This is a genomic window from Streptoalloteichus tenebrarius (assembly GCF_024171885.1).
Classification (GTDB): domain Bacteria; phylum Actinomycetota; class Actinomycetes; order Mycobacteriales; family Pseudonocardiaceae; genus Streptoalloteichus; species Streptoalloteichus tenebrarius.
Window position 1 is genome coordinate 201432 of sequence record NZ_JAMTCP010000008.1, and the last position, 11261, is coordinate 212692.

The following is an 11261-nucleotide window of genomic DNA, read 5'->3' on the forward strand; positions in this document are numbered from 1 at the left end:
CTGTGGACCGCACTGTCGGGGTGACCGCGCCCCTCGGCTTCCGCGCCGCCGGCGTGGCCGCCGGGATCAAGGCGTCCGGCGCCGCCGACCTCGCGCTCGTCGTCAACGACGGGCCCTCCGACACCGCCGCCGGGGTCTTCACCGAGAACAAGGTGAAGGCGGCCCCGGTGCTGTGGTCCCAGCAGGTGCTGCGGCAGCGGCGGTTGCGGGCCGTCGTGCTCAACTCCGGCGGCGCGAACGCCTGCACCGGGCCCGAGGGCTTCCAGGACGCGCACGCCACGGCCGAGAAGGTCGCCGAGGCCCTCGGGGTCGGCGCGATCGACGTCGCGGTGTGCTCGACCGGCCTGATCGGCGAACGGCTCCCCATGGCCGCTGTTCTGTCCGGTGTGGACGGTGCCGTCGCCGCGCTCGGCGGGGACGCCGGCGCCGGGCTCGCCGCGGCCACCGCGATCATGACCACCGACACCCGGCCCAAGCAGGCCGCCCTGCGTCACCCGTCGGGCTGGACGGTGGGCGGCATGGGCAAGGGCTCCGGCATGATGGCCCCCAGCCTGGCCACGATGCTCGTCGTGCTCACCACCGACGCCGTGGTCGAGCCGGAGACGGCCGACGCCGCGCTCCGCGCCGCCACCCGCGTCACCTTCGACCGGCTGGACATCGACGGCAGCATGTCCACCAACGACACGGTGCTGCTGCTCGCCTCGGGCGCCTCCGGCGTGGTCGCCGCGCCCGACGAGCTGGCCGCCGCGCTCACCTCCGTGAGCGCGGACCTCGCCGGCCAGATGCGGGCCGACGCCGAGGGCGGCACCAAGGAGATCACGATCACGGTCACCGGCGCGGCCAGCGACGCCGACGCGCTCACCGTGGCCCGCTGGGTCGCCAGGGACAGCCTCGTGAAGACCGCGCTGTTCGGCTCCGACCCGAACTGGGGTCGGATCGCGGCCGCCGCGGGCGCCGCCCCGGCCGAGCTGGACCCCGACACCCTCGACGTGACCATCAACGGCGTGCTGCTCTGCCGCGGTGGCGCCAAGGCCGCCGAGCGCGCCGAGGCCGACCTGTCCGGCCGCGAGGTCGACGTCCACATCGAACTGGGCATCGGCGGGGGAAGCGCGACCGTGCTCACCTCCGACCTGTCGCACGGCTACGTCGAGGAGAACAGTGCCTACTCGTCCTGAGGCGACGGCGGCCGCGACCACCGACGCCCACCACCGGATCGCCGAGGCCGCGGGCAAGGCCGCGGTGCTCGTCGAGGCGCTGCCCTGGCTGCGGCGGTTCCACGGCGCCACGGTCGTCGTCAAGTACGGCGGCAACGCCATGGTCGACGACCAGCTCAAGCGGGCCTTCGCGCAGGACATGGTGTTCCTGCGGATGGCGGGGGTGCGGCCGGTCGTGGTGCACGGCGGCGGCCCGCAGATCGGCGCGATGCTGGACCGGCTCGGCATCAGCAGCGAGTTCCGGGGCGGGCTGCGGGTCACCACGCCCGAGGCGATGGACGTCGTGCGCATGGTGCTGGTCGGCCAGGTCGGGCGCGAGCTGGTGGGCCTGATCAACGAGCACGGGCCGTACGCGGTGGGGATGTCCGGCGAGGACGCGCGGCTGTTCACCGCGCGCCGCAGGGGCACGGTCGTGGACGGCGAGTCGGTGGACCTCGGCCTGGTCGGCGACGTCGTGGACGTCAACCCCGAGGTGGTGCTGGACCTGCTGGAGGCCGGCCGCATCCCGGTCGTCTCCACCGTCGCCCCCGACCAGGACGGCGTGGTGCACAACGTCAACGCCGACACGGCGGCCGCGGCGCTCGCGGTGGCGTTGCGGGCGGAGAAGCTGGTCGTGCTCACCGACGTCGAGGGCCTGTACGCGAACTGGCCGGACCGGTCCTCGCTGGTGCCCAGGGTCGACGCGGACACCCTGGAGCGGATGTTGCCGGGGCTCGCCTCCGGCATGGTGCCCAAGATGGAGGGCTGCCTGCGGGCGGTGCGCGGCGGCGTGCCCAGCGCGCACGTCATCGACGGGCGGCTGGCCCACTCGGTTCTCCTCGAAGTCTTCACCAGCTCCGGTGTCGGGACCATGGTCGTCCCGACCAGGGGGGAGGGGGCGTGATGGATCTCGGCAACGACGCCGGCCAGCGGCGCTGGCAGGCCTCGATGATGAACAACTACGGCACGCCCCGGCTCACCCTGGTGCGCGGCGAGGGCGCCCACGTGTGGGACGCCGACGGCACCCGGTACCTGGACCTGCTGTCCGGCATCGCGGTCAACGCCCTGGGCCACGCGCACCCCGCGGTCGTCGCGGCGGTCACCGAGCAGGTCGGCCGGCTGGGCCACGTCTCGAACTTCTTCGCCGCCGAGCCGACGCTGGAGCTGGCCGAGACCCTGCTGGACCTCGCCGGCCTGCACGGCGAGGCGAGGGTGTTGTTCTGCAACTCGGGGGCCGAGGCCAACGAGGCCGCCTTCAAGATCGCCCGGCGGACCGGGCGGCCGACGGTGGTGGCGGCCGAGGGCGGCTTCCACGGCCGCACGATGGGCGCCCTCGCGCTCACCGGCCAGCCGGCCAAGCGCGCGCCCTTCGAGCCGCTGACGCCTGGTGTCGTGCACGTCCCCTACGGCGACGCCGACGCGCTGGAGTCCATTGTGGACGATCAGACGGCCGCCGTCGTGCTGGAGCCGGTGCAGGGCGAGAACGGCGTGCTGGTCCCGCCGGACGGCTACCTCCAGCGGGCCAGGGAGATCACCGCCAGGCACGGCGCGCTGCTCGTGCTCGACGAGGTGCAGACCGGGATCGGTCGCACCGGCGCCTGGTTCGCCTTCCAGCACGCCGGGATCGTCCCCGACGTGATCACCCTGGCCAAGGGCGTCGGCGGCGGCCTGCCGCTGGGCGTGTGCATCGGCGTCGGCGGGGCGGGCGAGCTGCTGGAGCCCGGACAGCACGGCACCACCTTCGGCGGCAACCCCGTCTGCTGCGCCGCCGGCCTCGCCGTCCTGCGGGCCATCCGCGACGAGGGCCTGCTCGACCACGTCTCCCGGCTGGGCAAGGAGATCGCCAACGGGATCGAGGAGATGGGTCACCCGCTCGTCTCCGGGGTCCGCGGCGTGGGCCTGCTGCTGGGCGTGACGCTGCGCCAGCCGGTCGCCGCGGCCGTGGCCGACCACGCCCGCCGGGCCGGCTACCTGGTCAACAACGTCCAGCCCGACGCGATCCGCCTCGCCCCGCCGTTGGTGCTCGCCGAGTCCGACGCCCACCAGTTCCTGGCCGACCTGCCGGCGGTGCTCGACGCCGCCCTCACCCCCTCGGAGGCGACGTCATGACTCCCCGCCACTTCCTCAGGGACGACGACCTGTCGCCGGACGAGCAGCTCGCCGTGCTCGACCTCGCCGACGAGCTGAAGCGGGACCCGCTGGGCAACCGGGCGCTGGCCGGCCCCCGGTCGGTCGCGGTGATCTTCGAGAAGAACTCCACCCGCACCCGGCTGTCCTTCGAGGTGGGCATCGCCCAGCTCGGCGGCCACCCGGTGATCGTCGACGGCCGGATGATGCAGCTCGGCCGCGAGGAGACCATCGAGGACACCTCGCGCATCCTGTCCCGCTACGTCGACGCCGTGGTCTGGCGGACCTTCGCCCAGGCCCGCATCGACGCCATGGCCTCGGCCTCCCGGGTCCCGGTGGTCAACGCGCTCACCGACGAGTTCCACCCCTGCCAGGTCCTGGCCGACCTCCAGACCGTGCGGGAGCGGTGCGGGAAGCTCGCCGGCCTCACCCTGACCTACCTCGGCGACGGCGCCAACAACATGGCCCACTCGCTGATGCTCGGCGGCGCCACCGCCGGCATGCACGTGCGGATCGCCGCGCCCGAGGCGTTCCAGCCGCTGCCCTGGGTGCTCGACGCGGCGGCCAGCAGGGCGGCGGAGACCGGCGGCTCGGTCACCGTGCTGACCGACCCCAAGGCCGCCGTGGACGGCGCCGACGTGCTCAGCACCGACGCGTGGACGTCCATGGGGCAGGAGAACGACGGCAAGGACCGCGTCGGCCCGTTCCGGCCGTACCAGGTGAACGCGGAGCTGCTCGCCGCGGCGGGCACCGACCCGATCCTCCTGCACTGCCTGCCGGCCCACCGGGGCTGGGAGGTCACCGACGAGGTGCTGGACGGCCCGAGCAGCGCGGTGTGGGACGAGGCGGAGAACCGCCTGCACGCGCAGAAGGCCCTGCTGGTCTGGCTGATGAGCGGGGGAGGAGCGCGACGATGACCAGCGCGACGACCAGGGCCGCCCGACAGGCCAGGATCGTGGAGCTGGTGGCCAACTTCGCGATCCGCAGCCAGGCGGAGCTGGCGCGGATGCTCGCCGCCGAGGGGATCGAGGCCACCCAGGCCACCCTGTCCAGGGACCTCGACGAGCTCGGCGCGGTGAAGCTGCGCGGCGCCGACGGCGGAGCCCCGATCTACGTGATCCCCGAGGACGGCAGCCCGGTGCGCGGCGTGCAGGGCGGCACCTCCCGGCTCGCCCGGCTGCTCGGCGAGCTGCTGGTCTCCGCCGACGCCTCGGCCAACCTCGCCGTCCTGCGCACCCCGCCCGGCGCGGCCCAGTTCCTGGCCAGCGCCCTCGACAGGGCCGCCCTGCACGAGGTCGTGGGCACCATCGCCGGCGACGACACCGTCATGGTCATCGCCCGCGAGCCGCTGACCGGCGCGGAGCTCGCCGAACGCTTCACCGACATGGCGGCGGGCAACCGCCCCCAGAACGACTGACCGACCCCGACAAGCTTGCGTGACGAAGGAGAACGACCATGACCGAGCGGGTGGTGCTCGCCTACTCCGGCGGCCTCGACACGTCCGTCGCCATCGGCTGGATCGCCCAGGAGACCGGCGCCGAGGTGGTCGCCGTCGCCGTGGACGTCGGCCAGGGCGGCGAGGACCTGGAGACCATCCGGCAGCGGGCCCTGGCCTGCGGCGCGGTGGAGGCCGTCGTCGCCGACGCCAGGGACGAGTTCGCCGAGCAGTACTGCCTGCCGGCGCTCCAGACCAACGCGCTCTACATGGAGCGCTACCCGGTCGTCTCGGCGCTGTCCCGGCCGCTGATCGTCAAGCACCTCGTGCAGGCCGCCAAGATGCACGGCGCCGACACCGTCGCCCACGGCTGCACCGGCAAGGGCAACGACCAGGTCCGGTTCGAGGTCGGCATCGGCGCGCTCGCGCCCGACCTCAAGGTGATCGCCCCGGTCCGCGACTACGCGTGGACCAGGGAGAAGGCCATCGCCTGGGCCGAGGACAGGAACCTGCCGATCGACGTCAACAAGAAGTCGCCGTACTCGATCGACCAGAACGTCTGGGGCCGGGCCGTGGAGACCGGGTTCCTGGAGGACATCTGGAACGCCCCGATCGAGGACGTCTACAGCTACACCCAGGACCCCACCGAGCCCAGGGACCCCGACGAGCTGGTCATCACGTTCGACCAGGGCGTGCCCGTGGCCATCGACGGCGAGACCGTCACCGTGCTCCAGGCGATCCAGGAGCTGAACCGGCGGGCGGGCGCCCAGGGCGTCGGCCGGATCGACATCGTCGAGGACCGGCTGGTCGGCATCAAGAGCCGCGAGGTCTACGAGGCGCCCGGCGCCATCGCCCTGATCACCGCGCACCAGGAGCTGGAGAACGTGACCCTGGAGCGCGACCTCGCCCGGTTCAAGCGGCAGGTCGAGCAGCGCTGGACCGAGCTGGTCTACGACGGCCTGTGGTTCTCGCCGCTCAAGGACGCCCTCGACACCTTCGTGGCCGAGACCCAGCGGCACGTCTCCGGCGAGATCCGGCTCGTCCTGCACGGCGGCCGGGCCGTGGTCACCGGCCGGCGCAGCGAGCAGTCGCTGTACGACTTCAACCTGGCCACCTACGACGAGGGCGACAGCTTCGACCAGTCGCTGGCCAAGGGCTTCGTGCAGCTCTGGGGCCTGCCCAGCAAGATCGCGGCGAAGCGGGACCTGAGGGGAGCCAAGTGACCCAGCCCGCCGGTGGCGCGCTGTGGGGCGGCCGGTTCGAGTCCGGACCGGCCGCCGCCATGGCCGCCCTGAGCCTGTCCACCCACTTCGACTGGCGGCTGGCGCCGCACGACATCGCCGGGTCCCGGGCGCACGCCAGGGTCCTGCACCGCGCGGGCCTGCTGTCCGACGACGAGCTGACCGCCATGCTCGCCGGGCTCGACCGGCTCGCCGAGGACGTCCGGACCGGGGCCTTCACCCCGGCCCCCGCCGACGAGGACGTGCACACCGCACTGGAGCGCGGCCTGATCGAGCGGGTCGGCCCCGAGCTGGGCGGCAAGCTGCGCGCCGGCCGGTCCCGCAATGACCAGGTCGCCACCCTGTTCCGCATGTGGCTGCGCGAGGCCGCCCGCCGGGTGGCCGCCGGCGTCCTCGACGTGGTCGACGCGCTGGTCGCGCAGGTCGAGCGGCACCCCGACGCGGTGATGCCCGGCCGGACCCACCTCCAGCACGCCCAGCCCGTGCTGCTGGCCCACCACCTGCTCGCGCACTGCCAGGCGCTGCTGCGCGACGTGGAGCGGCTGCGCGACTGGGACGCCAGGGCGGCGTTCTCGCCCTACGGCTCTGGCGCGCTGGCCGGCTCCTCCCTCGGCCTCGACCCCGCCGCCGTCGCCGCCGACCTCGGCTTCGCCGCGCCGGTGGAGAACTCGATCGACGGCACGGCCGCCAGGGACTTCGCCGCCGAGATCGCGTTCTGCCTCGCCATGCTCGGCGTCGACCTGTCCCGGATCGCCGAGGAAGTGATCATCTGGACCACGGCGGAGTTCGGCTACGCCGTGCTGGACGACGCGTGGGCCACCGGCAGCTCGATCATGCCGCAGAAGAAGAACCCGGACGTGGCGGAGCTGGCCAGGGGCAAGTCCGGTCGGCTGGTCGGCAACCTCACCGGGCTCATGGCCACCCTCAAGGCGCAGCCGCTGGCCTACAACCGGGACCTCCAGGAGGACAAGGAGCCGCTGTTCGACTCGGTCGAGCAGCTCGACCTCCTCCTGCCGGCGATGGCCGGCATGCTCGGCACCCTGCGGTTCGACACCGACCGGATGGCCGAGCTCGCGCCGGCCGGGTTCACGCTGGCCACCGACATCGCCGAGTGGCTGGTGCGACAGGGCGTGCCCTTCCGGGTTGCCCACGAGGCCGCCGGCGCGTGCGTGCGCGCCGCCGAGGCCCGGGGCGTGGGGCTGGACGAGCTGACCGACGAGGAGCTGACCCGGTGCTGCCCGCACCTCACCCCGGAAGTGCGTAGTGTGCTCACCGTGAAGGGTTCGATCGCGTCACGGAACGCGCACGGCGGCACCGCCCCCGAGCGGGTGGCCGAGCAACGCGCCCGGCTGGTGGAGCGGGTCCGCGACCACCGCGCGTGGGCCAGCGCGACCCCGGTGGCTCGGTGAGCGCGGCGCCCGAGCCCGCGCCACGACAGCTCGTGAGCCGGCAGGACCTGGCCGTCGACCCCCTGGTCGCGGCCAGGTCCCTGCTGGGCTCCGTGGTGGAGTCCACGACCGAGGAGGGCACGGTCGCCGTCCGCCTGGTCGAGGTCGAGGCCTACCGAGGGGGTGACGACCCCGCGTCGCACTGCTACCGGGGACGCACCCCCCGCAACGACGTCATGTGGGGTCCGGCCGGCCACCTCTACGTCTACTTCGTCTACGGCCTGCACTTCTGCGCCAACATCGTCTGCCTCACCGACGGCGAGCCGGGCGCGGTCCTGCTGCGGGCCGGCGAGGTCGTCGACGGCCTCGACCTGGCCCGACGGCGCCGCCCCAGCGCCCGCAACGACGCCGAGCTCGCCAAGGGGCCAGCCCGGCTGACCACCGTGCTCGGCCTGGCCAGGGAGCACAACGGCGCCGACGTGACCGACGACGCGTCCGCCGTCCGGTTGCTGCCCGGCGACACCGTGCCGGACGAGGCGATCCGCGTCGGCCCGCGTGTGGGCGTCGCCACCGCCATGGACCTGCCGTGGCGCTTCTGGGTGGACTCGCCCGCCGTGAGCACCTACCGCAGGGGCACGCGCGCCCGCCGGGTCAAGCTGACCCACTAGCCCACGTCGCCGACCCCGACGACCCCGCCGACCCCGTCTGCCCGGGATCGGGCAGGGCGGCCGTGTCGGCGGCCGGCTCGCCCCGTCGGCTGTCCGGAATCCGCGCGGCCGAGGTCTCCGTCGAGGTCTCCGTCGAGGGCTCCGTCAAGGGCTCTGTCGAAGGCACTGTCGAAGGCACCGTCGAGGGCTGCGCCGAGGGCACGGCGGCGTGACCCGCCTGACCGCCCGCCGCCTGCGCGCGCTCCAGGAAGCGCAGCAACTCGACGGGGAAGGGCAGCACGACCGTCGAGTTCTTCTCGGCGGCGACCTCGACCATCGTCTGCAACAGCCTGAGCTGGAGCGCCGCCGGCGCGTCGCTCATCACCTGCGCGGCCTGCGCGAGCTTCTGCGACGCCTGGAGCTCGCCGTCGGCGGTGATCACCCGAGCCCGCCGCTCCCGCTCCGCCTCGGCCTGCCGGGCGATCGAGCGCTTCATGCCCTCCGGCAGCGCCACGTCCTTGATCTCCACCCGGTCGATGTGGATGCCCCAGCCCAGGGCGGGGTTGTCGATCATCATCTCCAGGCCCTGGTTGAGCCGCTCCCGGTTGGACAGCAGGTCGTCCAGCTCGCTCTTGCCGATGATCGACCGCAGCGAGGTCTGCGCCACCTGGCCCACGGCGAACAGGTAGTCCTGCACCTCGACCACCGCCTGCACCGGGTCGACGACCTTGAAGTAGACCACCGCGTCCACCCGCACCGTCACGTTGTCCCTGGTGATGCCCTCCTGGGCGGGGACCGGCATCGTGACGATCTGGAGGTTGACCTTCCGCATCCGGTCGGCGACCGGGAGGATCAGCCGCAGGCCCGGCTCGCGGGGCGAGGACACCACCCGACCGAACCGGAACACCACCCCGCGCTCGTACTGGCGGACGACGCGGACGCCCGAGCCCGCCCACAGGGCGAGGAGGGCGAGGATCCCGAGAACCGCTTCCACGACCATGGCCCGCTCCCGTGTCTCGCACGGCCGTGCCGACGACGCCCGACGGGTGATACCTGGTCGTGCGGACCGAACGGTACGGCTCGACCTGGGGGTACCCCGGATGGTAGTCCCGGCCCGCCCCGACGCCACCCTCGCCGACCAGGGATGATGGCATCGGAGGTCCCGCGGGGGCCGGCGCCGCCGCGCGCCGCCCGGACGCGGGGCCGACCGCCAAACGCATTGAACCGGTGAGGGAAGATTCCGAGCGTGAGCGAGCACATCCTCGACGAGCTGACCTGGCGCGGCCTGATCGCGCAGTCCACCGACCTCGACGCCCTGCGCAGGGACCTGGAGTCGGGCCCGCTCACGCTGTATGCCGGCTTCGACCCGACCGCGCCCAGCCTGCACGCCGGCCACCTCGTCCCGCTGCTCGCGCTGCGGCGCTTCCAGCTCGCGGGGCACCGGCCGATCGCGCTGGCCGGCGGCGCCACCGGCCTGATCGGCGACCCGAGGGACGTGGGTGAGCGCACGCTGCACTCCGCCGACATGGTCGCGGAGTGGACCGAGCGCATCCGGGCGCAGCTCTCGCGGTTCGTCGACTTCGACGACTCGCCGACCGGCGCGCTGGTGGAGAACAACGCGAACTGGACCGCCGACCTGCCGGTGACCGCGTTCCTCAGGGACGTGGGCAAGCACTTCACGGTCAACGTGATGCTCGGCAGGGAGACGATCAAGCGCCGGCTGGAGGGCGAGGGCATCTCGTACACCGAGTTCAGCTACATGCTGCTCCAGGCCCACGACTACCTCCAGCTCTTCCGCCGGCACGACTGCCGGCTCCAGCTCGGCGGCTCCGACCAGTGGGGCAACATCGTGGCTGGCGTCGACCTGGTCCGCCGGGTCGAGTCGGTCCAGACCCACGCGGTGACCCTGCCGCTGGTCACGGACTCGGAGGGCAGGAAGTTCGGCAAGTCCACCGGCGGCGGCAACCTCTGGCTGGACCCGACGATGACCTCGCCGTACGCGTGGTACCAGTACTTCGTCAACACCGCGGACGCCGACGTCGGCCGCTACCTGCGGATGTTCACCTTCCTCACCGAGGAGGAGATCCGCGCCCTCGAACAGGACGTCGTGGACCGGCCCCAGCTCCGCGGCGCGCAGCGCCGGCTGGCCGACGAGCTGACCACGCTCGTGCACGGCGCGGAGGAGACCCGCAGGGTCGTGGCCGCCAGCCAGGCGCTGTTCGGCCGGGGCGAGCTGCGGGAGCTGGACGCGGCCACGCTGGACGCGGCCATGGCCGAGGCGCCGACCGGAACGGTGCGGCTGGCCGACGAGCCGACCATCGTCGACCTGCTGGTCGCCTGCGGCGTCGCGCCCAGCAAGGGGGCCGCGCGCCGGACGGTCAACGAGGGCGGCGCCTACGTCAACAACACGAAGATCAGCGACGAGGACTGGCGGCCGGGTGAGGCCGACCTGCTCCACGGACGCTGGCTGGTCGTCCGCCGTGGCAAGCGTCACACGGCGGGCGTGGACGTCGTCCGCTAGCGTCGGCGTTGTCCCCACGCGGGGCCGCACCCTCTCCACCTGCGGAAACGGGTGACGGTCCCGCGTGGCGCCAGCGGCCGACCAGGCGATTTGACGCCCCGGCGACGCTCGCGTACCTTTCTCCAAGTCAGCGCGGAACGGACGCGGACGCCCCGGCCGGGAGGTCGGAGAGCGCGGCGGACGAGCGGATGACAGAGCCGCGAACCAAGCTCCCACCGGATGGTGGTAGAGTGGGCGGCCGCCGGTTCGGATCCCAGATCTCCTCCTCGTGGGGCGGATGTGCGTGGGCTCTCCGGGCTGGTGAACACCGAAAGCTACTCACGAATATGCTGGTCGGGTGCGGTGCTGCCGGGTCTCTCTCGGAATGAGGGTGGATTTGACAGTCCGCGGAACGGCCGGATAGCGTGGGAAACACCAAAACCGAAAACGGGCCGATGAGGAACTCCTTTCGAGGGTTCTTCTGCTCGGTTGGGTCCGCTGTGGCCGCGAACGCGTGGTGCGGGTGGATTTGACGGGGTGAATTGGTTCGGCTAGGGTTGGTGGGCGTTACAAGCGAATGAAGTGAGACAGCGCCCCGGATCGGGACATGCGGTTGTGTGTCTGGTGAGGGTGTGCGTGTGTTCTTTGAGAACTCAACAGCGTGCCGAATGTATGCCAGTGATGGATACCCCCGATGATGGGGTTCCTTTGAGATGCAACAACACTGCGC

The 11261-nt window shown here is 72.8% G+C and carries 10 protein-coding genes; 9 read left to right on the plus strand and 1 reads right to left on the minus strand.

Translation table 11 applies throughout. The annotated features are described in order from the left end of the window. Positions 1 to 20 precede the first annotated feature (20 nt). From argJ to LX15_RS10920, 8 genes are read left to right on the plus strand one after another with little or no spacing between them, the layout of a single operon-like run. Complete coding sequence (gene argJ / locus LX15_RS10885) at positions 21 to 1175, plus strand: bifunctional glutamate N-acetyltransferase/amino-acid acetyltransferase ArgJ (protein ID WP_372502587.1); 1155 nt, start codon at positions 21 to 23, stop codon at positions 1173 to 1175. Then, positions 1159 to 2097: an acetylglutamate kinase gene (gene argB, locus LX15_RS10890; RefSeq protein ID WP_253669396.1), complete on the plus strand. Its 939-nt coding sequence runs from the start codon at positions 1159 to 1161 to the stop codon at positions 2095 to 2097. The genes argJ and argB overlap by 17 nt, the downstream gene beginning before the upstream one ends. Continuing rightward, on the plus strand, positions 2097 to 3302 hold the full coding sequence (locus LX15_RS10895) for an acetylornithine transaminase (protein WP_253669397.1): 1206 nt from the start codon (positions 2097 to 2099) through the stop codon (positions 3300 to 3302). Before argB ends, LX15_RS10895 begins: the two co-directional genes overlap by 1 nt. After that, positions 3299 to 4237 (plus strand): ornithine carbamoyltransferase, encoded by a 939-nt coding sequence (argF, locus tag LX15_RS10900; RefSeq protein WP_253669398.1) that lies wholly within the window; start codon positions 3299 to 3301, stop codon positions 4235 to 4237. The genes LX15_RS10895 and argF overlap by 4 nt, the downstream gene beginning before the upstream one ends. Next, positions 4234 to 4737, plus strand: coding sequence for an arginine repressor (locus tag LX15_RS10905; protein ID WP_253669399.1), 504 nt, complete (start codon positions 4234 to 4236; stop codon positions 4735 to 4737). The genes argF and LX15_RS10905 overlap by 4 nt, the downstream gene beginning before the upstream one ends. 38 nt (positions 4738 to 4775) lie before the next feature. After that, positions 4776 to 5978, plus strand: coding sequence for an argininosuccinate synthase (locus LX15_RS10910; protein ID WP_253669400.1), 1203 nt, complete (start codon positions 4776 to 4778; stop codon positions 5976 to 5978). Then, positions 5975 to 7405, plus strand: a complete 1431-nt coding sequence (gene argH / locus LX15_RS10915) for an argininosuccinate lyase (RefSeq protein ID WP_308213444.1) — start codon at positions 5975 to 5977, stop codon at positions 7403 to 7405. Before LX15_RS10910 ends, argH begins: the two co-directional genes overlap by 4 nt. After that, positions 7402 to 8052: a DNA-3-methyladenine glycosylase gene (locus LX15_RS10920; RefSeq protein WP_253669401.1), complete on the plus strand. Its 651-nt coding sequence runs from the start codon at positions 7402 to 7404 to the stop codon at positions 8050 to 8052. The genes argH and LX15_RS10920 overlap by 4 nt, the downstream gene beginning before the upstream one ends. Here the strand turns inward: LX15_RS10920 and LX15_RS10925 are convergent. Then, positions 8036 to 9031, minus strand: a complete 996-nt coding sequence (locus LX15_RS10925) for a slipin family protein (protein WP_253669402.1) — start codon at positions 9029 to 9031, stop codon at positions 8036 to 8038. The two genes, LX15_RS10920 and LX15_RS10925, sit on opposite strands and share 17 nt — an antisense overlap. Before the next feature lie 246 nt (positions 9032 to 9277). Here LX15_RS10925 and tyrS point away from each other — a divergent pair, with 246 nt between their 5' ends. Beyond that, positions 9278 to 10552 carry a tyrosine--tRNA ligase gene (gene tyrS / locus LX15_RS10930; protein WP_253669403.1) on the plus strand — a complete coding sequence of 425 codons (1275 nt, stop codon included), beginning with the start codon at positions 9278 to 9280 and terminating at the stop codon, positions 10550 to 10552. The last annotated feature ends 709 nt before the right edge of the window (positions 10553 to 11261 follow it).

Coding starts and splice junctions, on each gene's coding strand:
- LX15_RS10895 (WP_253669397.1), top strand. CDS start 2,097: ATGGATCTCGGCAACGACGCCGGCCAGCGGCGCTGGCAGGCCTCGATG.
- argF (WP_253669398.1), top strand. CDS start 3,299: ATGACTCCCCGCCACTTCCTCAGGGACGACGACCTGTCGCCGGACGAG.
- LX15_RS10905 (WP_253669399.1), top strand. CDS start 4,234: ATGACCAGCGCGACGACCAGGGCCGCCCGACAGGCCAGGATCGTGGAG.
- LX15_RS10910 (WP_253669400.1), top strand. CDS start 4,776: ATGACCGAGCGGGTGGTGCTCGCCTACTCCGGCGGCCTCGACACGTCC.
- LX15_RS10925 (WP_253669402.1), bottom strand. CDS start 9,031: ATGGTCGTGGAAGCGGTTCTCGGGATCCTCGCCCTCCTCGCCCTGTGG.